Source organism: Kordiimonas lipolytica, from assembly GCF_042651265.1.
In the GTDB taxonomy this organism is placed as follows: domain Bacteria; phylum Pseudomonadota; class Alphaproteobacteria; order Sphingomonadales; family Kordiimonadaceae; genus Kordiimonas; species Kordiimonas lipolytica.
The window spans coordinates 139412-162104 of the sequence record NZ_JBHSCR010000003.1 but is presented as its reverse complement, the minus strand read 5'-3'; the positions used below and the strand labels follow the sequence as shown (position 1 = coordinate 162104).

Below are 22693 nucleotides of genomic sequence, written 5' to 3'. Positions count from 1 at the left end.
GGCATCTGCCGCCTAGGCGTCCTCGTGTTTGTAGATCCCCGCGTAACGCCCTTCGCTGTCCACCGCAACCAGGAATTTTACCTCGTCACCGCGCATCATGCTTTCCGCCTCATCAACAATGACATCCTTGCGGATAACGGAAAATTCCTTGCTCATGCACTGGTGGGCCGAAACCTCACGGACACGGCGCGTCACCCGCAGGGCCACACCAAGCTGCCCTTTGGTGACAACACCGATCGGCTTCTTGTCTTCATCAACCACCACAGCAACACCTGCTGCACCGCCAGCCATTTCGGCTGCCAGTTCAAGGAGCACCATGTTGGGCGTTACCACCGGAACGCTGGAGGTCAGCATCACGTCGGACACTTTCATCAGCAGCCGACGGCCAAGCGAACCGCCAGGATGATAGCGCGCGAAATCGCGGGCATGGAAATTACGGAGCGTCATCAGCGAAATGGCAAGCGCATCGCCCATCGCAACGGTCACGACGATCGAGGTGGTCGGCACCAGATTGTTGGGGCAAACCTCTTCCGCGATCGGGATTTCCAGGACCACATCGGACGCGCGTCCAAGGGTCGAGGACTTCGCGCCTGTGATGGCGATGATCTTGTTACCGAAAGACTTCAGGGACGGCAAAAGCTGTACAATCTCCTGCGTCTCGCCGGAATAGGAAATAAGCAACAGCGTATCGCCCGGTGTCACCATACCAAGGTCACCGTGCGATGCCTCTGCCGGATGCAGGAAGAAAGACGGTGTGCCGGTGGATGCCAGCGTTGCCGAAATCTTGCGTGCCACGTGGCCCGATTTGCCCATACCTATGACAATCAGGTGCCCGCGGGTCTGAAGCGCAATTCGAATAGCTTCAGCATAGGCATCATGGTCATAGGTTTGGGAAAGTCGTTCCAGCGCCTGCCCCTGCTTGAGGAAGCTGCTGCCAATATTCTCTAAAGTCTCACTTAGGTCGGCCTTCACACTGTTGGGAAGGTCAAGGATATTTTCGCGAGCTGCCTGCTCGTCCGCCGTGCTTTTCATATAGTATCCCCAAAGCTACGTCGTTGTTATTATGTGAACCACCTGTACCAAGCCCCTGAACTAAAGACCGAATTATGGCATTTTTGGTGCAAACAAGTTCGCAGTCATAAAATCGCGGCAAGCTAGCACAAGCGCCAGCGCTTCTCAATAAACCCGTAACATTTGAAGCATGCCCCCGTTTCAGTGCATGCCGCACTTCTGTCCGCTAAAAATCCAAAGGCCTGCGAGCCCAAGTTTTCAGCATCATACATGAATTTACGTCAACAACCGGATTATCCTTCGTCAAAGTATCTTCATGATTAGTCTGCCTTTTTCCGTTCGTCAAATTTGTAAACAAATTATTAGCTCATTTTCTGGGCCATCAGAACGCAAAAACACTGGCATCGGATAAAGGCTTGAAGATGAACCCTTGGTTAATAGACGCCGCCAAACGAGAATACCCGCACCTCAAAAGCGAATTATTTCACCTAAAAAGCATTTGAATGCGCGGGGGGCATTTGCTACTTCAAAATTCTGTTTCCCTTCGAAAGGATTGGAAGGGAATGCCGGATTAGCCGAAAAACAAGCGCAGTGGCTGAACGCACAAGCAGGCGAAATCACCATGGAAAATGGCTCATCGGCCTTTGATACAAAGCATTCAGTCGCGGCAACAGAGAGGCCGCTTTCCGGCCGAAATATCCTTTTTCTTCAAGGCCTTGCCACGCCGTTCTTCGCCACACTCGCTGCGAAACTGGCGCAAGAGGGTGCGACTGTTCACCGGGTGCATTTCTGTGGCGGTGACTGGACATTCAGGGGCAAGCCCACCCCCCGCGTCACGCACCACGCATATCGTGACACGGTTGATCGCCTGGCCGATTATTACGACCGACTGGTCAAGGAAAATGAGATCGATACGATCATCCTTTTTGGTGATTGCAGGCCCATTCACGAGACGGCACGCAAGATTGCATCAGATAATGGCGTCAAACTTTTTGCCATGGATGAGGGATATATTCGCCCCGGCTTTGTGACCATGGAAATTGACGGCACCAACGGTTATTCCCGCATGCTTCGCGTAAAGGAGGCCATCGGGGCGCTGTGCCAGGCCGCACCCGACCTTGCCCCCTACACCCCGATCAAGACCAACATGGGCCGCCGGGCGCGGATGGACCTGCTGGCCCACGGCGCCAACATCATGTACCGATGGAAATTCCCCCATTATCGCGGCCATCGCCCGGCATCCATCTGGCAGGAAGCCGGGGGCTGGATTAAGCGTGGCTTCAGAACGCTTATGCATGGCGGCAAAAACAAAGCCACCATTGCCCGCATTGAAAGGGCGGAGGCACCCTATTTCCTGGTACCCCTGCAGCTGAACAGCGATTACCAGATCCGCATCCATTCTGATTTCAGCGGCATGCCCGCCTTCATTGATGAAGTGATGCAGTCTTTCGCCAAACACGCGCCAGCGGGCACTGAGCTCTTTTTCAAGAACCATCCGCTGGATAACGGCATGATCGATTATCGCGGCATCATCGAAGGAAAAGCCGCTGAGCTTGGCATCACGGACCGGGTGTCTTTCGCATCAGGCGGTGACCTGGACCATATCATCAAGCGCGCTGAAGGCGTGGTGCTGGTGAACAGCACGGTGGGCTTTGCCACGCTTCGGCTGGGTCGCCCCCTGAAGGCGCTTGGCACGGCGGTCTATGACATCCCCGGGCTGACAGACCAACAACCGCTCGATGCCTTCTGGCAAAATCCCGAAGCGCCGCAACAAAGGCTTGCAGAGGAATTCCTCACCGTTGTAGAGACATATACGCAAGTCAGGGGGGATCTGTTCTCGGAGGCTGGCATTGAACGCGCAAGCCAGGAGGCCGCCCGCGTCATCAGTGGCGCCCTGCCCCGCCTGCCCGCAGCCTGAAACCAGAGCGGTCGCCGAAGCGGCCTGTCAGGCCAACTCGAACAACGGATGACCGGCGCCCTTGGCTATGTTCCTGATACCTGCAATTATTTTGCTGCTGCCCTTCCTTCTGGAAGCGATGGTCACCATCGGATTCACGCGGCCTGAGGCGAAGCGCCATGGGCTTTTCTACATACTGACACCCATAGTTTCCGCGCTGGTTTACATCAGCTGGGCTGTACTTCTGGGCCATCCCTATATCGCCCTTGGCGGCTGGTTTCTTGTTTATGGCGGCTTCACCATTGTATCCAATGTGAAAAACAAGGTGCTTGGGGAACCCCTTAATGCACCAGACCTTGAGACCGCCCGCCACCTGTTCATCTATCCGGAATTCTATGTTGCCTATGTCGGCGCCGGGCGATTGATGGTCGTGGTTGTCACTTTCCTGACGGCCCTGGTCGCAGGCCTTGTGCTTGAGACTTCCTTCGCCAGCCAGCAACAGATTTTACCAGTGCCTGCCGCCTGGGCGCTTGGTCTTATTGTGTGGGTGCTGTTCCTTTGGTTCCTGGCCCATGCCGCCGCAGCGATCTTCACGCAGGACCGCGCGCGCAAGATGGGCATGATGTTCGACACCAACACAGACACGGCCCGTTTCGGCCTCTTTCCCCTGATGCCGCTTTATGCGGTGCTGTTGATGGACAAGGCAGAAAACCCGGCACTGAAGGTCAGGCGTCCGGCCCTTGAGCCGCCAACCGTGAAACCGGACCTGATCGCCATCCAGGCGGAAAGCTATTTCGATATCGACCGGCTTTACCGAAACCTTGATGGGCACCACAACCACATTTGGGAACCGCTCGCAGCCCTGCGCGACAAGGGTGCGGCCGCTGGCACGCTCGAAGTCCCAGCCTGGGGCGCATCCACGATGCAGAGCGAGTTCGCCTTCCTTTCAGGGACGCGTAACGAAGACCTGGGCATTGATTGCATCAACCCTTATCAGCGCGCAGCACACACCGGCGTTGAAACACTGGCCACGCGCCTCAAAGCGGCGGGCTACCGCACCATCTGCATCCATCCGGCCAAAAAGGAATTCTTCCGCCGCAATACGGTGATCCCAAAGCTGGGGTTTGATGACTTCATCGGGCTTGAGGCATTCGAGGACGCCGAGCGTTTCGGCCTTTATGTCTCAGACAAGGCGCTTGGGGACGTGATCGAACAGACGATTGCCGACCATAAAGCCGCAAGCGACCAGCCCCTGTTCCTGTTCGTGATCTCCATTGAAAGCCACGGCCCCTGGCAGCCAGGGCGGCTTGCAAGCTGGATTGATGAAGAAAAGGCACAGGCGGAAGACCCAACGAAGGACCGATCCTTCGCGCTATACCGTCAGCATATGGACCATCTGCTGGAGCTGTTTGACCGGCTGGGGCCACAGGCCAAAGAGACGCTCGACCGCCCGCGGGCAATCAGCTTCTATGGCGATCACCTGCCTGCTTTCCACGAACTGTTCAGCCAGCACGGCATTGAAGGCAAAGCCGTGGATTATTTGCTGTGGTCAAGCGAAGGCCCGCTTGAAAGCGCAGACGGCAAGCGGGTGGAAAACCTGGGCGACGATATGCTCAAGGCCGCGGGCTTTAAGGACGGCCCTTCATCAGGCGAATGATCGACGCCCGCGCACGGTGGGCTTCCGGCATATTCACAAGTGGCCAGCAGTGGAACATGCCCGGCTCCTGATGATAACTCATCATTTGCCCAGCCTCCGCCAGCCGGTCAGCGAAGCGCTTGCAGTCTGGCATCAGGATATCACGCGTTCCAATGAAGATATGGCAGGGCGGCAGGCCATCCACCGGGCCATGAATGGGGCTGACCCGCGGGTCATCGATCGGCAGGCCGTTCGCATACATGCGCCCCGCTTCCTGCAGGCCACCAATGGAAAGCCACGGGTCTGCGGGGTCAATGAGCTCTATTTCCGGCCGGTCCAGCGCCACATCAAGCCAGGGCGATATCATAAACAGGTTTTCCGGCAGGCGCGCGCCAATTGCCATCAGCTTCTGCGTCAGCGCAAGGCCAAGCCCGCCACCGGCGCTGTCACCCATCAAATGGATGGACTTGTCGCCCACACGGGCTTCGAACGCCTTCCAGGCGGCTTCCGTATGGTCAAGGGCGGCAAGCACATCATGCTCGGGCGCGAGCGGATAGATGGGCACCATGACGGTGGCATTCGCCTTATGGGCAAAGTCTGCGATGAAAGACCAGTGCGGCGGGATGATTTCGAACACATATGCGCCGCCGTGCAGGTAGAAAACATGATGATCGGGCGTTTTGCCTTTTGGGCTGACCACATAGGTGGGGAAGCCGCCGATATCCATTTCCTCGATATCCAACCGCTTGTGGATTTTCTCACCGGGGCGATAGTCAACGCTGGCGCGCCGCTTCTTGATGGTCTCGCGGATCGTGGGGCCGTCCTTCAGCCCGCCTTTCCGGTCCAGAAGCTTCAGGATCAGTACAAACAAATGTGACTTCAAACTCGCCATACATCCTCCCCAATGGCTGTGCCCGGTACACTATGGCGCGAAAAGGGTGAAAGCAAGGTTAAGGGTCCGCCCTATCTGGCGAAGTTGCCAAAGGGGACCGACCATGACGGTTTTCAGCCTTCATCCCGCGAAGAAAGGCCGATGGCAGGACAAATGCCAAAACAATTCCCCAAAGCCAAAAGGTTGTATCTATATGCTCACCCACGAGAGGAAAGATCTTCAGCACCCACGGCAAAGAAAAAGCTAAGACCCACCAACCGGACAGATCAAAGTCGTGCAAACGCCGCACCTGAAGCGCCAGCATCAACGCAATGGCCGCCTTCTGAAAAATTGGTTCCCAATAGGTCACCGCCGGCACTGGATAGACTTTACCCATCGCGGCCTGCCACGCCAGCTCGTCTCGCCAGCCAATCAGGCGGTCACACACCAACAGAAAACCGCAAAAAATGAGATACTCCGCACGACCAGCCCGTCCATTGAAGTCCAGAACATGCTTGAGTGAATAAAAAATAGACGCCCACATTACTTTGCTCCCCCAACAAAAAAGGCCGGGAACATCCCAGCCTTTTTCGGTGTTGATTTCAAGCTTTGATCGTCATGCTGAACTTGGTTGGCGTACCGCCAGCTTCGCAAACAGCATCCATTAAATTGCTCCACCACCCATTCAGATGGCCCCATGGACCCTGAATCAAGTTCAGGGTGACATTTACCAACAATTACCGTTGGCCGCCCCCATTGGCGTTCAGATAGCCGTTTTCCTCAAGATAGGCGATGATCACATCGGCGCAGTCTTCGGCGCTCATCTTTTCCGTGTTCACATGGATGTCGGCACGTTCAGGCGCTTCATAGGGGCTGTCATAGCCCGTGAAGTTCTTGATCTCGCCCGCTTTGGCCTTTTTATACAGGCCCTTGGGGTCACGCTCTGCGCACACCTCAATCGGCGTGTCCACATAGACTTCGATAAACTCGCCCTCGTCCATCAGGTCATGCACCATGCGGCGCTCTGCCCGGAACGGGGAGATAAAGCTGGTCATCACCACAAGGCCCGCGTCCACCATCAGTTTGGCAACCTCGCCCACGCGGCGGATGTTTTCCACCCGGTCGGCGTCGGTGAAGCCCAGGTCCTGGTTAAGGCCATGGCGCACGTTGTCGCCGTCCAGCGTGTAGGTGTGGCGGCCGCGTGCGAACAGGCGTTTTTCAACGATGTTGGCGATGGTGGATTTGCCGGAACCGGAAAGCCCAGTGAACCACAGCACCGCCGGGCGCTGGTGTTTCATGTCCGCGCGGGCAATCTTGTCCACGTCCAATGCCTGCCAGTGGATGTTCGACGCACGGCGAAGCGCGAAGTCGATCATGCCCACACCAACGGTCGAGTTGGTGATGCGGTCGATGATGATGAAGGCGCCGGTGTCGCGGTTGATGCCATAAGGGTCAAACGCGATACGGCTGTCGAGCGCGATGTTACAGATACCGATCTCGTTCAGCTCAAGCTTCTTCGCGGCAGTGTGCTCAAGCGTGTTCACATTCACCTTGTGCTTCAGGTCTGTCACCAGGCCGGGAATGGTTTTGTTCGCAGTCTTGAACAGGTATGGGCGGCCCGGCAGCATCTGTTCTTCGGCCATCCAGATGATTTTGGCTTCGAACTGGTCGGCCACCTCACACGGATGATCCTTGCCCGCGATCACGTCCCCGCGGGAGATATCAATCTCGTCATTCAGCGTCAGCGTAATGGCTTCGCCCGCAACCGCCTCATCCAGTTCACCATCATAGGTGACGATGGATTTCACCGTGCTTTCAACCGCACTTGGCAGCACCTTGATCGGGTCGCCCGGGCGGATGGTGCCGCTTGCGATAGTGCCGGAAAAGCCGCGGAAGTCCAGGTTCGGGCGGTTAACCCACTGAACCGGCAGGCGGAAGTCCGCCGCCTGGCGCGCATCACCCACTGGAACAGTTTCCAGGTAATTCATCAGGGTTGGGCCGTCATACCAAGGCGTGTTTTCTGATTTCGTCAGGATATTGTCGCCCTTCAGCGCGGAAAGCGGGATGGATACGATCTCTGCGAAACCGAAGTCCTTCGCGAACTCGCGGTACTCGACTTCAATATCGTTCAGCACCTTCTGGCTATAGTCCACAAGGTCCATCTTGTTGACGGCCAGCACAATGCGCTTGATACCCAGAAGCGAGCAGATGAAGCTATGGCGGCGGGTCTGGGTGAGCACACCGCGGCGCGCATCGATCAGCAGGATGGCGACGTCGGCTGTAGAGGCGCCCGTGGCCATATTGCGGGTATATTGCTCGTGCCCCGGCGTGTCGGCCACGATGAACTTGCGCTTGTCGGTTGAGAAGAAGCGGTAAGCCACATCGATGGTGATGCCCTGCTCGCGCTCGGCCGCGAGGCCATCCACCAGAAGCGCAAAGTCAATCTCCTGGCCTTGGGTGCCCATCTTCTTGCTGTCGGCCTCAAGGGCGCTCAGCTGGTCTTCAAAGATCAGCTTGCTGTCATAAAGCAGGCGACCGATGAGGGTGGATTTACCGTCATCCACGCTGCCGCACGTGATAAAGCGCAGCATGGATTTTTCTTCCTGGGCCTTCAGGTAGGCCGAGATATCTTCAGCAATGAGGTCAGACTGGTGCGACATTAGAAATACCCCTCTTGCTTTTTCTTCTCCATGGATGCCGCGGCGTCATGGTCGATCACCCGGCCCTGGCGCTCGGAACTGGTGGTCAGCAGCATTTCCTGGATCACTTCTTCAAGCGTGTCAGCCTCAGATTCCACAGCACCGGTCAGCGGGTAGCAGCCCAGCGTACGGAAACGCACGGACTTCATCATCGGCTCTTCGCCTTCCTTTAGCGGGAAGCGGTCGTCATCCACCATGAACAGCTGGCCGTCGCGTTCCACAACAGGGCGCTTCTTCGACAGATACAGGCCGGGGATTGGAATATTTTCCAGGTGGATATATTGCCAGATATCCAGCTCGGTCCAGTTCGAAAGCGGGAACACGCGGATGCTTTCACCCTTGTTCTTGCGGGCGTTATAAAGGTTCCACAGTTCCGGGCGCTGGTTCTTCGGGTCCCAGCGGTGCTGGGCGGAGCGGAAGGAAAATACGCGTTCTTTCGCACGGGACTTTTCCTCGTCCCGGCGCGCGCCACCGAAGGCTGCGTCAAAACCGTATTTATCCAGCGCCGCCTTGAGCGCCTGGGTTTTCATCACATCGGTATGAACCTGGCTACCGTGGGTGAATGGGCCGATGCCCTCATTGACACCTTCCTCATTGATATGAACAATCAGGTCGAGGCCCAGCTCCTTGGTCAGATTATCCCGAAATTCGATCATCTCGCGGAACTTCCAGGTAGTATCCACATGCATGACTGGGAACGGCGGTTTGGAAGGATAGAATGCCTTCATCGCCAGGTGCAGCATCACCGCGCTGTCCTTGCCGACAGAATAAAGCATCACCGGGTTTTCAGCTTCCGCCGCAACCTCGCGCATGATGTGGATGCTTTCGGCTTCCAGTCGTTTCAAATGGGTAAGTGTTTTTGTCATCAAAAATCCGCCAACAGCTTGCTTTGAGCCCTTAAACCTCAAGGCTTTTAAAGATGGTGCGGGTGTAGCGCAAGCACAAGCAGTAAAGAAAATGATTTTTTCTTTTTTCCAACCCTAGGGGGGCTATTTTGGAATATTTTTCCAATTACCCACCATCGCCATCAGCCACACTTACCCGACAGCTAAACCCAACCTTAGAGCTTCATCAAGGATGCTCGCCTGCCCGAAACACTGAGATCAGGTTGCTCTTCAATGTCCCTTTCCGCCAGAAAGTCCTCCAGAACCTTTTGCAGGACGCCCGCATTCCTGAGCTCCCCCGCCGGATTGTGGCCAGCGCCTGTTAACACCATGATCCGCGTGTCGTCCACCAGGGTTTTCGCATACAGCGCATGTCGCATATCAAGGTCATCCTGATTGCCCACAATGATATGGACAGGATGCCTGATCTGGTCCGCAACCTCTGTTACCGAAAGGTGGCTGTCGCTTTCAATCTGTGAAATCAGCCGGTGCCAGCGGCGATCGGTCAGAAGGTTTCGGGTGTCTGCATCGATAAACACCTGCGGCCCGAACAAAAGGGTCGCCTTGGGTTTGATGAAGGCGCTGAACATGAGGGCCGCAAAGCCCCCGGCTGAACTGCCAAGCGTGTAAAGCTCCGTGTCTGCCAGGTGGCCGATCAGGGATTTGATCCGGTTGCCTTTTTCCTCGAAGGTCGCGCCAAATTCCTTGATATCGGCATGATACCAGGACCGGTGAACATCCCGGAAAAACACCAGATTGCAGTCAAGGCTGGACAAGGCCTTGCGAAACTCGAACACCGGCATGCCCAACTGGAGCCCCAAACCACCGAAGGCCACGATGGTCTTTTTGGCGCCATTGTCGTGAATTTCGAAAGGCGGTGCATTTTCAATCTCTTCTTTCGAGGCCTCGGGCGCGCGCTGGCCTTCAGGCTTCATGCCCGCGTGAACATCCGGCACCATGGTGATATCGAAAGGGTCGTAACCGAACTTGTCATAATCGATCCGATAGATGCGGGCGATCTGCTCGAGAATATCCTTATGAAGGAAGTTTTCCTTGTTCAGATATTCCGGATGGGCCGCCAGCTCAAAAGACGGCATGTCGGCTGCATCAATGGTTACGGCGGTATCATCATATTTGGTGCGATTGATCGCCGGCTTTCTGTAGTTGATACCGAAGTGTTCATTCAGCCAGTCAAACGCATAGTCCGCATCTTCAAGGTAAAGCAGCTTCTTGTACTTGAAGCCGCTACGGCCATAAGCAATCGGCACCTGCGTGTTCCAGTGGCCGTCAAGCTGCGGTTCACCCTGCGTCACATTGTTTACGCGCGCTTCAATCTGGTCCAGGAACTGGCGAAAGGAAATCCCCGCGAACCCTTCACCGCCGGGCTCGGCAAAGCCCCAGTTGATAAGGCTGCGGCGAATTGCTGCTTCATGCTTTTCCCAGGCGTCAATCGGCTTGCGCTGGTAGACAACAAATTTGTTTAGAAAGGCGCTCAGGACCCGTGTAGCGGGATGGCGCACAAGCGCAATAGCCGAATAGCCATTCTTGTTGACCAGCTTCCGGGCGTCGCGAAAATGGCTGAAATAGCCCTCGCCACGCAACCAGGCGCGGGCGTCGGAATAATCCTTGCGCACCTCTTCCTGGCGAACGCCCAGATACCCATAGACAAACCATTGAACAAGGCTGGTACATCCGGATTTCGGAGACCAGAAAAGAAGGTTTTTCCCTTCCTGGTCTACATAGGCTTGCCTGGTCATTTTATCCCCCAACAAAATACATTTTAATCGCTGATCCGATTAACGCAGTTTAGCTGCCCGCTCCAGCCTATAATTGGACCAACCGCCGCTACATTCGGAACCATCCACAGGCAGGGTCACATGCCGTTACCGGCGCAGCGCCTCCGCGATATACATGGCTTTGCGCGCCAGCTTGGCAACCGAGGCAACAGGCCCGCCGGAGATCACGCTGCCGCCGCGTTCCATAACGGCAATGTCCGCCACCAGCGCTTCCGGGCCATAGCTTTTGCCGCCCGGCCACTGAACATAGCGCGCATAGACACACAAAAGGCCATAAACAAGCGCGTCCAGCGGTAGGTCGCGCCCGCGACGCTCGCTCAGGCGAGCGCCCAATTGGTCGGTCGTCAGGCCCCAGCCGGCATAAAACGGCATGCCGTAGGTTGTCACCTTAATGCCCCGCAGAATGGCCTCAAAACCCGTCAGGCTCGTCATGGTATGCACTTGATCGACAGCCTCAAGGCAATCGATGATATCTGCGTCTATCACCACTTCGCTTGCGCAGCGCTCGAGCACATCCTGAGGCACCGCCCCTTCCCGGTTGCCCGACACCACATCAGGGTGCGGCTTATAGATGATATAGGCTTCCGGATTGGATTGATGCGCGGCCTCCAGAAGGGCGGCGTTGGTCTTGACCTCGGGTGACCCCAGCTGGATCGAGGCATCGGCTTCCACCTGCCCCGGCACCAGGATCACCGGCTTGCCACCCGCCTTGGCCCTGAAGTCCAGCTTGCCCGCCGACCCCACATTATATTTGGAAACACGCGCGCCCAGAACCGCTTCACGCAGGGCCTTGCCACGCGCCAGGTCGTGGCGGTCAAAATCATGCTTCTTCAGGAAGGTCTCCAGGTCGCTTGGGCCGCGGCCATCATAATAGATGCCCGTCCGGTCCAGCACCAGAGAGGACGGCCTGCGAAGATCGCTCCCCAGCCCCACAGACCGCAGAAAACCATCCTCCATGCGCCAGACCGGGATATGATCCGGCACAGCTTCGGCTTCCTTGTCGTGCTTTCGCCCCCACAAAATGACAATATCGCCGTCCCTGTATTCATAGCCGTCCAGCATCTGGGGTTTGATGAAGACAGTATTCTTTTCACCCACCCCCACGAACTCGGGGATGAAGCCCCGCTTCCACAAGCTGAAGCCCACCGCCAGCGCCCGCTTGCCGCGTGGCCGCACCATCTGGCGTTCCGCGGTCAGGATATCCAGAACGCGTTCCAGCTCACATGCTTCACCCGTGAAGGGGTCGACATAGCGGCTGTAGACGATGAAAGCGGCCGCGAACAGCTCTTCCAGGCTTCGGTTGGCGATGCGGGCTTCGCAAAGCTGCCGGTCATGCGTCAGGCCCCAGCCCGCGTAAAACGGCAGACCAAAGCAGGATACCTTCTTGCCTGCAATCAAGCCTTCAAGGCCCATCTGGCTGGTCACCACATAGACATGGTCGACCCGTTCCATCAGTGCCTGAGGCGCCACATCGTCGGCAATGAACATCACCCGCTCGTGTGTGCGCTCCAGGTCGAAATGCCCGCGCTTGCTGCCTGCCAGCACGTCTGGGTGCACCTTCACCAGCACAAGCGACGTGGGATTTTCCTCCAGCGCAGTTTTCAGCATTTCCATGAACATGCTGTCATCCGCCATGCCGTATTTGATCGACTGATCGGCGAACGTCTGGTCCACCACCAGAACCTTCGGTCCCTTGAAGGCGTTCAACTTTTCCCTGAGCTCAGGCGAGATATCGAAGGGCGCGTGGTTATATTTCGACAGCCGCCAGCGCCGGATGCGCGCCATGGCATCGCGCGAGCGGGCCAGAAGCTCATCCGTGATCCAGTCATCCCGGTTCAGCAACCCTTCAAGGTCGCTTGGGGTATGGGCGTCATAATAGATACCGCTTTTGTCCACCACGAGCGACAGGCGGCGCCCGTCCATGGATGGGTGGCTCAAATACCCTAGGAAGCCGTCCTCCAGGCGCCAATATTCCAGGTTACGGCGCTTGGCATAGGCCCGTGCCTTTTCCGTATTTTCCTTCTGGCCCCAGCCCACAACCACATCGCCATCACGGGCGCCAGACAAGCCCTTGCGGACCTCGCGCCCCAGAAGCGCGGACAAAAGCGGATCGCCTGCGATGCCGCCAGAGGTTGTCAGCGCGCGGGGGGCTTGGGTCTTCTCTGTGCTTGTTTCGGTCATTGCGAAAGCCCCATCATGGCGCGCACGGCGGCCAGGTCCTTTTCGGTATCCACGCCAGCGGGTGGTGCATCCGCCACTTCCGCCACCATGATCTTCATGCCGTGGTAAAGCGCGCGCAGCTGTTCCAGCGCCTCCAACTCTTCAAGCGGCGCAGGCGGCAGCAATGTCAGCTGCCGAAGCGTCCCCGCCCGGTAAGCATAAATGCCGATATGGCGCTGGTAGGCGAAGCGCTGCAGGTCAGGCCGCTCGGCGCCGCGCTCGTGCGGGATGGCGCTGCGGGAGAAATAGCAGGCGCTGCCTGTCTTGTCGGTCACCACCTTAACCACATTGGGGTTCAGAAGGTCATCCATGCTGGCGATAGGGTGGCTGGCTGTCGCGAGCGCCGCATCTGCGCTTTCGGCCAGAAGGTCCGCCACCGTGCGCACCAGCGCCGGCGGCATCATGGGTTCATCCCCCTGCACATTGACGATGATCTCATCGTCCGCGCAGCCCAGGATATCCACCACCTCTGCTATCCTGTCCGTGCCGGAGGCATGGTCCGCAGCCGTCATAACCGCCTGGGCCCCGAATTCCTGTGCGGTGTCAAACACTCGAGCGTCGTCTGTGGCCACAACCACATCCGCTGCACCCGTTTCCTTGCAGCGCTCCCATACATGCTGGATCATCGGCTTGCCGCCAATGTCTGCAAGCGGCTTGCCCGGCAGACGGGAAGACGCGTAGCGCGCAGGGATAACGATCCTGAAGGTCATGCCCTAGTCCTCCTCGGGCGTGACATAATAGTCAGCGAAGCGGATGCCCTTGAGGGCTGCCAGATAGTCGCACACCTCCCGCACCGCACCATGCCCACCTGGGCGTTCTGTCACATGATGCGCGGCCTTCAGCACATCCGGCACCGCGTTTGGCGGGGCAACGGCAAAGCGCACTGCGCGCATCACCTTGAGGTCAATCAGGTCGTCGCCCATGAAGGCCACCTGGTCGAACATGCAGCCCACTTCGTCGCAGATATCCTCAAGCGCGGCCACTTTGTCCTTGCATTTGAAGCGGCGGTGAAAGATGCCCAGATCATCCAGCCGCCTTTCAAGCGGCGCACTGCCCCGGCCAGAGATCACAGCGACCTCGAAACCGGACTGCATCAGAAGCTTGATGCCCAGGCCGTCCTGCACATTGAAGGCTTTCAGCTCCTCGCCCTCAGCGGAATAATAGATGGTGCCGTCGGTCAGCACCCCATCCACATCCAGAACCAGCAGCCGGATATCCATAGCCGTCTACTCCGTCACCAGCGCGGGGAAGCTTTTCGCCAGCGCGTCCACGGCTTTCATCTGCGCCAGATACGGCTCAAGCTTATCCAGCGGCAACGCACAGGGGCCATCGCACAGCGCTTCATCCGGGTTCGGATGCGCTTCAATGAAAAGTCCCGCGATCCCAAGCGCCATGCCAGACCGCGCAAGGGCCGCGGCCTGCGCGCGCCTGCCGCCTGCACTGTCGCTGCGGCCACCGGGGCGCTGCAGCGCGTGGGTGGCATCAAACACAACAGGCGCATACTCTTTCATCACGTCCATACCCAGCATGTCGACAATCAGGTTATTGTAGCCGAAGCAGCTGCCGCGTTCGCACAGCATGATTTTGTCGTTACCACTTTCCTTGAATTTCCTGATGATATGGCGCATTTCCTCAGGCGCCAGGAACTGCGGTTTCTTCACGTTGATCGCGGCTTTGGTTTGCGCCATTGCGGTGACAAGGTCTGTCTGGCGGGCCAGAAAAGCCGGCAGTTGGATCACATCCGCCACCTCAGCCGCTGGGGCAGCCTGATGAGGTTCATGCACATCGGTGATAATCGGCACGTCAAACTTGGATTTGATATCGGCCAGAAGCTGCAGGCCTTGATCAAGGCCCGGACCGCGAAAAGAATGCACGCTGGAGCGGTTCGCCTTGTCGAACGATGCCTTGAATACATAGGGGATATCAAGCCTTTTGGTGACATCCACAAAGGCTTCTGCGACCTCAAAAGCCAGTTCGCTGCTTTCAAGAACATTCATGCCGCCAAACAGAACGAATGGCGCGTCATTCGCGACCGTTATATCTCGCCCGAGTGAGATAGATCGAGCCATAGCTACCCCCGATAGTTGTCCTATAGTGCCATGGCTAGCGCGGGCGGCACGAAAGCGCAAGGCTGCAGTGGCCCCCGCGACAGAAAAGGCCGGTTATTTCAGAAGCGACAGGATTGCCTGCGGCCGCTGGTTGGCGATCGGCAGGGGTTGAACACCCAGTGCCTGCTTCACCTGCAGCGCCTGCAGATTGGCGGTCTCGCTTTCAAGGCTTGTCTCAACCAGGTTGCCGACGCCGGCTTCAATGGTTGCCGAAAGTTTACCGATGAACGACTGCTGCGCATCAATGCTTTCGCTGCCGGCTTCAAATACCGCCTGCACCTTGTCCACATTCGCCCGCGACGCCACAACGGCCTCCAGCGTATCTGCTGCGGCAGTGACACTTTCCAGTCCCTGTTTCGGCTTGAGCGTGACATTGGGGCCGCCCAGCGCAAGGTCCTGCGCTGGCACTTCAACCGCCCGGCGACCATTGGCGCTTGTGAGAGCCGCAATGGACTGCCCGCCCCGCGCAATCGCATTGATGCCGTCAAAGCTGGCATCACGGATCACGTCGCCGATCAGGTCCCGTTCAGTTGCAAAAGCTTCATTGAGCACCGCGCGCGATCCCTCATCCAGGTCAGGGTCAAGCCCGCGCTCTGCTTTTTCCTGCAGTTGCGACAGCAGGTCGGATACCTTGCGCGCTGCGGCAGACGCCACATCCAGCGCAGACGCCGCCCGCCCAAGCGATGCTTTTACTGCTTCCAGCCCGCTGGCGTCACCTTCCAGCTGACCTTCCAGGGTCACAGCGCTATCCGCATGCCGCTCATCTGTCTTGCCCGCCTGGTCAGCTTTTGCCTGAGCCTCGGCCAGACTCTTGCCTGTTTGTTTCTTGTTCTGCAGAACAGCAAAAGCGCCTGCATTTGGATCCACGGTGAAAACCATGTAACGCACCCTTCTGGTTAAACTATGCCAGCATCCCCATGCCAGCTACCTCAATCTCAAACGCCCAGCCCAACTATATCACGACCAGACCCCGGCCCGTCACTGGAAAAGTGTCAGGACGGCACTTGGTGAATTATTGGCGATCGACAAAGCCTGCAATCCAAGTTGCTGCTTCACCTGCAAGGCCTGCAGGTTCGCCGATTCTTTCGCCAGATCGGCATCTACAAGATTGCCAATACCCACTTCAATGGTATCTGACAGTTTGCCGACAAACTCCCGCTGGATTTCAAGCCGCGTAGAGCCCGCGCCCAAAGTCGACAGGGCCGTTGTTACATTGGCAGCGGACGTGGAGATCGTATCCACGGCAGCGGAGGCCAGCGCAGTCGTTGATATTTCCTGCGTATCAGACAAGGTCACCACCGCGCCCCCCAGGGTCAAGTCCTGCGACGCGATCGAAATTGTATTGGTGCCGGTGTCATCGGTGATGGCGATGATATCCGTACCGCTGCCATCCACCGCGTTTGCGCCATTGAATTCGGCATTCTCAACAATGCTGGTGATCTGGTCCCGAAGCTCTACGAACTCGTCATTCAAGGCATCACGGCTGGCACTATCGATGCCGGTATCTTTCGCGGCAACAGCCTTTTCCTTCAGTTCTGTCAGAAGGTCAGACACCGCCTCACCGGCTGCGATTGCCACATCAAGCGTTGAGATAGCCCGGTCAAGGGAGCCCTTAACTGCGTTCAGCCCGGCTATATCACCGCGCAAATTCTGCGCGATGGCATAGGTCGCAGCATTGTCCTTGGCGCTTTCCACCTTGAGACCAGTGTTGATGCGCCGCTGCGTCGTTTCCAGTTGGCTGTTTGTTTGATTAAGACTCTGGAGCGCGAGAAAGGCACCCGCGTTCGTATTTACGGAAAAAGCCATTTTGCCTTCTCCACCATATTTTCAGACACAGTCGGCGTCCTTTTGACGTCTTATACCGTTCCGGCACGGCACGCCCTTCAAGCGATGCGCCTGTGATTTCTTCTGAAATTTATCCGGTCACCCGCCCACTTTATACCACAGGCGTGCGGCTTCGCCAAATAGGACCGAGGTCACGCCTTCAGTCCACGCGGTTACGCAGCGGGTCCGGGCGTCGGTGGATGGGCTGGATATCAAGGTCGAGGTCAATCCGAACAGGTTTTTCGGCGACTGCTGCGATCATCAGGTTATGATCCGGATTGAAATCGAAATAGATGAAAGCATCCGTCAGGCCCTTGGGCGTCGGGGTGGCCAGCTTTGGCGGGCGGGCCGTGAGGTCGATCTGCACACCCCTGAGATAAGGCATCAATTTGCCGTCTTCCATTTTCACGAACGCCTCACGGATGGACCAAAGGGTGAAGAACATCAACCGGCCGATTTCATCTGACATGGCAGACAAAAGCATCCAGTCTTCTTCGGGGAAGCGGCGCTCCGCGACCCGGCGCCAGTCTACGGCCGGATCGAGCTGCTGGATATCAAGCCCCACCGGGCAGCTGTCTGCCACCATGACAGCGGCAATGCCCTCTTCCGCGGCCCCCGTGTGCGAAACCGAAAAATAAGGTGGCTCGTCCTCTGAAAAGCCCTCAATGGAAATACGGCCAGCGCCTTCCTGCTTCAAGGGAACAGCTTTGGGCAGAAGCCCCATATGGTCACCAAGGGCAGTGCGTAACATACGCCGGGCGGTCACAAATGCCGGGCGCGCACCTTCATGCATGCCAGCCAAACGCTGATGCTCGCTTACTGACAGGACATCCTGCCCCGAAAGCGCCGGATCAGCTTCCCGCACTAACAGCTTTACTGTCTCAAGCTCATTGTCACCCTGTCCAGCCATAGGCGGCGGCATCACTTCCAACCATCGGATTGCACCCAGCGCCATCTAAGCGCAAAGCATGGGTTACTGCAATTCCAAAACCACACAAACAAAAGCCCCCCGGCCGGAGCCGAGGGGCTTGAATTTCCAAACTTCCCAGATCAGGCGATATCTGGGTTAAGAATAAAGTGGTCGACCGTCAGGTCATCGAGGGTCACATTCTGAATAAAGACATTTGTGGTCCCGCCAAGCAGGATCAGCACCCCGTCAATACCGCCTTGCGTCGTTTCAGTCGCCGCATTTTTGACATCGGCCAGATCGACAAAATCGGTGACAGTATTCACAAGGTTGATCACATCCTCGGTCAGGTCAAAGTCCTTCAGGACATCACTGCTGTTTGACACCGCATCAAAGATGAAGAGGTCCGCCCCGTCGCCACCGAAGATGGTGTCATTGCCGGAGCCTGCATTAATGGTGTCGTCACCAGCGCCGCCACGGATGCTGTCCGCCCCTGCGCCACCGGAAATCGTATCGTCCCCAGCGCCACCATAGAGCGTATCAGCAGAAGCGCCACCCTGAACGGTGTCATTGCCGTCCCCGGCGAACATAACATCGCTGCCGTTGCCACCGAAAATCTTGTCTGCGCCAGAGCCGGAGAAGATTACATCGTCTCCGTCGCCGCCATCAAGCGTATCTTCCGCGTCACCGACGGCCCCTTTACCGCCATAAATGGTGTCGTTGCCGCCCAGACCTTGGATATCGTCACAGCCAGCACCGCCACCGAGAGCATCATTACCGCCCGCGCCGTAGATAAAGTCTTCGCCGTCACCGGCCCAGAGATCATTGCGTAGGTCGCTGCTGCTGTTGCCCACTTCGCCAACTTCCACAACACCATCGCCATCATCAACCCAGGTGCCGCCGACAAGGGTATCGTCGCCGGTACCGCCAAACAGGATATCGCGGCCGTCACCAGTGGTATCATCAGCACCGAAGACAACAAGAGCGTCTGCACCGCCACCGATCAACAGGTCGTCGTTTGACCCACCACCAATAATATCGTTGCCAGCGTCGCCGCGCACTGCGTCATCGCCATCACCACCTGCGAAGACAGAGTCATTGCCCTTACCGCCGGAGATAACATCGTCGCCATCGCCACCGGTAATAAAGTCGTCACCGGAATTAGCGGTAATGACGTCGTCACCGCCGTGACCCTTGATGTTGTCGAACACATTACTGCCAACCATGACATCATTGCCCGAGCCACCTTCAAGAAGGCCGCCAGTGCTATCGGCTGTGAAGTTAACGTCCGCAATAACGCGCAGATTGACTTCCAGCTCGATGGTATCATCGGCATTGGCAGCATTTGCCAGAACAAGCGTTACAGTTTCATCAAGGTTTGATGCCTCTTTGGTAAGCGAGCTGTCAGCCCTGAAGGAAACCGTGTCTACGACGCTGTCAGCACCCACTGCATCAGTGAAGGTCAGTCGGCCATATTCTGTTTCAACAACCGTCCCAGGATTAACCGTCGTGCCATCAACAGAGATGATATCCCAGTCATTGTCGGTGTAATCAGTCAGCGGGTTGGCACTATTTGGATCCCACCGCATGATGTGATCGGCAAAAGTATCTGCAACCGTCACGCCCGGATCTGCAAAGAGATCCAGATCTGTCAGCAGGTCCTGACAAGCAGTGGTGCTCAGCGTGACGTTGTCGAATTTCAGCGTTTCAACATCGGTAACAATGTCAACACCGTCCACGTTGACCACATAGTCACCAGCCCCGGTGGTGATGTCTGCAGCATCATCGATTGAACCATCGAAGGTTACAATGTCGCCGGAACCGCCACCGCCATTGATGCTATCGTTGCCAGCGCCGCCAAAGAGCTTGTCGTTGCCTTTGCCACCTTGCAGCGTATCGTTGCCATCGCCGCCGTCCAGCGTGTCAGCGTTGGTGTCGAATACTGTATCGCCCTTCAGCAGGTCGTCGCCGTTACCGCCGTATAGCTTGTCTTTGCCGTTCTGGCCCTCAAGCGTGTCATTATCGTCGCCGCCGAACAGCTGATCATCGCCGTCGCCGCCAAGGATGCTGTCGTCGCCGCAATTGCCGTAAATCTTGTCGCTACCGCCTTTGCCATCGAAAATTTCAGGATCTTCATCACCCGTCAGCGTGTTCGCGCTGTCGTTACCAGTGAAGGTGTCGTCCGCAACAAGCGTCAGGTCCAGGTTGACCGTGATGTTCTCGTTCGTGGTTGTATTGGTCAGACGCACCGTAACTGTTTGAGTCTGATCACTGGCCTCGTTGGCATCGTTCAGGTCTGTACTGCCAGTAAAGGTCAGCGTGTCTGCAACGCCGCTATCGCTATCTGTTACTGAAAGCGTACCGTAGCTGAGATTCAAATTCGATCCGTCAGTCACCGATGTGCTGTTGATCCGCGTGATACGCCAGTCGCCGTCGGCATAAGCCGCTGTCAGAGGGTCACCCGCACCAATCTGCGATGCATCCCACTCCAGGACGAACTGCGCCACGCCGGTATCTGCCGAACTTGCGCCCGATTCCGCGGACAGGGCAAAGTCGAGCCCGATGTTCTTATCGGTCGTGGACGTCAGCGTCACATTATTGAAGCGGATGGTTTCCACATTGGTTACGTGATCAGCACCGTCAGCCGTTGTGATCAACAAGGTACCCATGGCGTCGTCAATGTCGGCTTCATCGTCAATGTCGCCGTCGATAACTACGACATCGTTATCGGCACCGCCATCAATGTCGTCGTCGCCGAGACCGCCGTAAAGAAGGTCATCGCCGTCGCCACCGTCAAGCACGTCATTATCGTTGCCACCAGACAGCGTATCATCACCCGCATCACCGAACAGGTCGTCGTCGCCATTGCCGCCGGTAATTTCATCCTCATTGTTGCCGCCGCTAAGGTCATCGGTGCCGTCGCCACCGAAGATGACATCATCGTCTTCGCCGCCCGTCACAATATCGTTGCCCGCACCCGCATCAATTTCGTCGGCACCGCGACCACCATCGATCGTGTCGTTGCCGCCATTTGCTGTGACGGTATCATCACCATTGCCGCCGATGATGCTGTCTGCATTGTCGCTACCCAGGAAGGTCTCGTCGGCATCACCACCTTGCAGCGTAGCACCGCCTGGGCCTGCTACGAAACCGTCATCCGCCAGCAGCGTCAGGTCCAGCGTGAGGGTCACGGTGTTATTGGTATCGACATTGGTCATAACCACTGAAATAGCGGCATCATTGATATCAACCGCAGAGTTGGACTCGTCGATATTACCGGTGAACACCAGCGTTTCACGAACGCCGTCACCGTTTGTATCAATGGCTGTCAGCGTACCGGATGCGATATCGACGAAATCACCATTGGCGTTAATCGCCGTGCCGTCGATTTCTGTGATGTTCCAGTCGTTATCGCTATAGGATTTCGCCAGCGGGTCTGAAGCGTTCGGATCCCAGGCGATCACATCGCCTGCCAGGGTCAGCTCAACATCCACACCGGACGTGGTTGACGCAGTTACCGTGGTGCCAATATCGCTCGCGTCTTCTGTCAGGGTGGCATTGTCGAAAATGACAGTCTCGACATCGGTGACGATGTCATTGCCTTCAACCCGGATCAGGTAATCGCCTTTGGTGGTGTTAACAATGTCGGTCACGGAATCAATTGAACCGGAGATGCGCACGATATCGTTACCAGCGCCACCAACCATGGTGTCATTGCCAAGGCCGCCAGTGATGTCGTCATTACCGGCGCCACCATCGATACGGTCGTCGTCATTGCCGCCTTCGATCAGGTCATCGCCAGCTTCACCATAGATCTGGTCATCGTCATTGCCGCCATACAATTTGTCATTATCGGCACCACCGTAAATCTTGTCGATGCCGTCGCCGCCTTCGACCGTATCAACCCCTACTTCACCATAAAGGATGTCGTTTCCGGCGTCCCCTCGGATGCGGTCATCGCCGTCGCCACCCCAAGCCTGGTCGGCATCGTCGCAGCCGTAGATGAAGTCGTTGCCGTCGTCGCCATAGAGCTTGTCAGTGCCAGCGTTACCACGAAGCGTATCGACGCCTGCGCCACCATCAACCGTGTCGCCTGCGTCACCACCAAGGATGCTGTCGTTATCGTCGCAGCCAAAGAGCTTATCAGCCCCTGCGTCACCATGAATGATGTCGCCACCGGCCGCACCCACAATGATGTCAGCGTCGTCACAGCCATAGAGCTTGTCAGCGCCAGCACCACCATCGATCTTGTCGGCGCCGCTGTTACCGCGAACGGTATCTGTGCCAGCACCCCCGAAGACGGTATCGTTACCGGCGCCACCCAGGATGCTGTCGTTATCGTCGCAGCCAAAGATTTGGTCATGGTCTGTATTGCCGTCAATGACATCATCGCCAGCTGCACCGATGATGATGTCATTACCTGCGCCACCGTCGATGTCGTCTGCGCCGGCTTCGCCGTTTATCTTGTCTGCGCCAGCGTCACCTGAGACAATGTCGTCGCCGTCGCCACCCAGGATGGTATCGTCACCGGCACCCCCTTCAAGCGTATCAATGTCTGCAAGGCCGATGATGGAATCATCATCCGCACCACCTACCAAGCTGTCAGCACCAGCAGTTCCGTTAAAAGTCGCCATCGTGTAGCCCCATAAACTGACCAAATCATATAATTACCCGCACGCTACCAGCCCGCGAGTCTTTCGTCAAACCTAACGAAAGGTCCATTTTCAATTTTTTTCTACAGAATCGGGGACTTAATACTCCCCTCTTCCATCATTTTTTCATGCCCATCGAAGCCTGCGTCGTCATTATTTGAAAGACGTCACCATCCGGCCCAAACCAC

At 57.0% G+C, this 22693-nt stretch carries 16 protein-coding genes; 2 read left to right on the top strand and 14 right to left on the bottom strand.

The annotated features are described in order from the left end of the window. Window positions 1–12 precede the first annotated feature (12 nt). On the bottom strand, window positions 13–1032 hold the full coding sequence (locus ACFO5Q_RS05030; protein WP_068149784.1) for a KpsF/GutQ family sugar-phosphate isomerase: 1020 nt from the start codon (window positions 1030–1032) through the stop codon (window positions 13–15). A 601-nt stretch (window positions 1033–1633) separates the two neighbouring features. Here ACFO5Q_RS05030 and ACFO5Q_RS05025 point away from each other — a divergent pair. Continuing rightward, window positions 1634–2929: a capsule biosynthesis protein gene (locus tag ACFO5Q_RS05025; RefSeq protein WP_068149790.1), complete on the top strand. Its 1296-nt coding sequence runs from the start codon at window positions 1634–1636 to the stop codon at window positions 2927–2929. A gap of 67 nt (window positions 2930–2996) precedes the next feature. Then, a complete protein-coding gene (locus ACFO5Q_RS05020) occupies window positions 2997–4565 on the top strand; it encodes an LTA synthase family protein (protein ID WP_068149793.1) in 1569 nt (522 codons plus the stop codon). On the opposite strand, the gene ACFO5Q_RS05015 is transcribed toward ACFO5Q_RS05020, so the two are convergent. From ACFO5Q_RS05015 to ACFO5Q_RS04955, 13 genes are all read right to left on the bottom strand, one after another. Further along, window positions 4537–5436 (bottom strand): alpha/beta hydrolase, encoded by a 900-nt coding sequence (locus tag ACFO5Q_RS05015; protein WP_068149796.1) that lies wholly within the window; start codon window positions 5434–5436, stop codon window positions 4537–4539. The genes ACFO5Q_RS05020 and ACFO5Q_RS05015 overlap by 29 nt on opposite strands. Before the next feature lie 58 nt (window positions 5437–5494). Next, entirely contained in the window at window positions 5495–5959 is a 465-nt protein-coding gene (locus tag ACFO5Q_RS05010) for a DUF805 domain-containing protein (RefSeq protein ID WP_068149799.1), read from the bottom strand. Window positions 5960–6152: 193 nt separating this feature from the next. Next, window positions 6153–8075, bottom strand: coding sequence for a sulfate adenylyltransferase subunit CysN (gene cysN, locus ACFO5Q_RS05005; protein ID WP_068149802.1), 1923 nt, complete (start codon window positions 8073–8075; stop codon window positions 6153–6155). Beyond that, a complete protein-coding gene (cysD, locus tag ACFO5Q_RS05000; protein WP_068149807.1) occupies window positions 8075–8980 on the bottom strand; it encodes a sulfate adenylyltransferase subunit CysD in 906 nt (301 codons plus the stop codon). The genes cysN and cysD overlap by 1 nt, the downstream gene beginning before the upstream one ends. Window positions 8981–9174: 194 nt before the next feature. After that, window positions 9175–10755: a sulfotransferase family 2 domain-containing protein gene (locus tag ACFO5Q_RS04995; RefSeq protein WP_068149810.1), complete on the bottom strand. Its 1581-nt coding sequence runs from the start codon at window positions 10753–10755 to the stop codon at window positions 9175–9177. A gap of 126 nt (window positions 10756–10881) precedes the next feature. Then, window positions 10882–12975, bottom strand: coding sequence for a capsular polysaccharide biosynthesis protein (locus tag ACFO5Q_RS04990; RefSeq protein ID WP_068149813.1), 2094 nt, complete (start codon window positions 12973–12975; stop codon window positions 10882–10884). Further along, a complete protein-coding gene (kdsB, locus tag ACFO5Q_RS04985; RefSeq protein ID WP_068149816.1) occupies window positions 12972–13724 on the bottom strand; it encodes a 3-deoxy-manno-octulosonate cytidylyltransferase in 753 nt (250 codons plus the stop codon). The genes ACFO5Q_RS04990 and kdsB overlap by 4 nt, the downstream gene beginning before the upstream one ends. 3 nt (window positions 13725–13727) lie before the next feature. After that, a complete protein-coding gene (locus tag ACFO5Q_RS04980) occupies window positions 13728–14234 on the bottom strand; it encodes a KdsC family phosphatase (protein ID WP_068149819.1) in 507 nt (168 codons plus the stop codon). Window positions 14235–14240: 6 nt separating this feature from the next. Next, on the bottom strand, window positions 14241–15083 hold the full coding sequence (gene kdsA / locus ACFO5Q_RS04975; RefSeq protein ID WP_068149822.1) for a 3-deoxy-8-phosphooctulonate synthase: 843 nt from the start codon (window positions 15081–15083) through the stop codon (window positions 14241–14243). Between the two features lie 93 nt (window positions 15084–15176). Further along, window positions 15177–16001, bottom strand: coding sequence for a flagellin (locus ACFO5Q_RS04970; protein WP_068149825.1), 825 nt, complete (start codon window positions 15999–16001; stop codon window positions 15177–15179). 99 nt (window positions 16002–16100) lie between these two features. Then, window positions 16101–16928 carry a flagellin gene (locus tag ACFO5Q_RS04965; RefSeq protein WP_068149828.1) on the bottom strand — a complete coding sequence of 276 codons (828 nt, stop codon included), beginning with the start codon at window positions 16926–16928 and terminating at the stop codon, window positions 16101–16103. Window positions 16929–17106: 178 nt separating this feature from the next. Next, window positions 17107–17856: a 4'-phosphopantetheinyl transferase family protein gene (locus ACFO5Q_RS04960; RefSeq protein ID WP_197421183.1), complete on the bottom strand. Its 750-nt coding sequence runs from the start codon at window positions 17854–17856 to the stop codon at window positions 17107–17109. A 140-nt stretch (window positions 17857–17996) separates the two neighbouring features. Next, on the bottom strand, window positions 17997–22487 hold the full coding sequence (locus ACFO5Q_RS04955) for a beta strand repeat-containing protein (protein ID WP_068149834.1): 4491 nt from the start codon (window positions 22485–22487) through the stop codon (window positions 17997–17999). Window positions 22488–22693 lie beyond the last annotated feature (206 nt).

What these genes read in the sequence shown, in the direction of transcription:
- ACFO5Q_RS04995 (WP_068149810.1), bottom strand. Translation starts at nt 10,755, where the DNA reads ATGACCAGGCAAGCCTATGTAGACCAGGAAGGGAAAAACCTTCTTTTC.
- ACFO5Q_RS04960 (WP_197421183.1), bottom strand. Translation starts at nt 17,856, where the DNA reads ATGGCTGGACAGGGTGACAATGAGCTTGAGACAGTAAAGCTGTTAGTG.
- ACFO5Q_RS04980 (WP_068149819.1), bottom strand. Translation starts at nt 14,234, where the DNA reads ATGGATATCCGGCTGCTGGTTCTGGATGTGGATGGGGTGCTGACCGAC.
- ACFO5Q_RS05010 (WP_068149799.1), bottom strand. Translation starts at nt 5,959, where the DNA reads ATGTGGGCGTCTATTTTTTATTCACTCAAGCATGTTCTGGACTTCAAT.
- ACFO5Q_RS04990 (WP_068149813.1), bottom strand. Translation starts at nt 12,975, where the DNA reads ATGACCGAAACAAGCACAGAGAAGACCCAAGCCCCCCGCGCGCTGACA.
- kdsB (WP_068149816.1), bottom strand. Translation starts at nt 13,724, where the DNA reads ATGACCTTCAGGATCGTTATCCCTGCGCGCTACGCGTCTTCCCGTCTG.
- cysN (WP_068149802.1), bottom strand. Translation starts at nt 8,075, where the DNA reads ATGTCGCACCAGTCTGACCTCATTGCTGAAGATATCTCGGCCTACCTG.
- cysD (WP_068149807.1), bottom strand. Translation starts at nt 8,980, where the DNA reads ATGACAAAAACACTTACCCATTTGAAACGACTGGAAGCCGAAAGCATC.
- ACFO5Q_RS05020 (WP_068149793.1), top strand. Translation starts at nt 2,997, where the DNA reads ATGTTCCTGATACCTGCAATTATTTTGCTGCTGCCCTTCCTTCTGGAA.
- ACFO5Q_RS04955 (WP_068149834.1), bottom strand. Translation starts at nt 22,487, where the DNA reads ATGGCGACTTTTAACGGAACTGCTGGTGCTGACAGCTTGGTAGGTGGT.
- ACFO5Q_RS04965 (WP_068149828.1), bottom strand. Translation starts at nt 16,928, where the DNA reads ATGGCTTTTTCCGTAAATACGAACGCGGGTGCCTTTCTCGCGCTCCAG.
- ACFO5Q_RS05015 (WP_068149796.1), bottom strand. Translation starts at nt 5,436, where the DNA reads ATGGCGAGTTTGAAGTCACATTTGTTTGTACTGATCCTGAAGCTTCTG.
- kdsA (WP_068149822.1), bottom strand. Translation starts at nt 15,083, where the DNA reads ATGGCTCGATCTATCTCACTCGGGCGAGATATAACGGTCGCGAATGAC.
- ACFO5Q_RS04970 (WP_068149825.1), bottom strand. Translation starts at nt 16,001, where the DNA reads ATGGTTTTCACCGTGGATCCAAATGCAGGCGCTTTTGCTGTTCTGCAG.
- ACFO5Q_RS05030 (WP_068149784.1), bottom strand. Translation starts at nt 1,032, where the DNA reads ATGAAAAGCACGGCGGACGAGCAGGCAGCTCGCGAAAATATCCTTGAC.
- ACFO5Q_RS05025 (WP_068149790.1), top strand. Translation starts at nt 1,634, where the DNA reads ATGGAAAATGGCTCATCGGCCTTTGATACAAAGCATTCAGTCGCGGCA.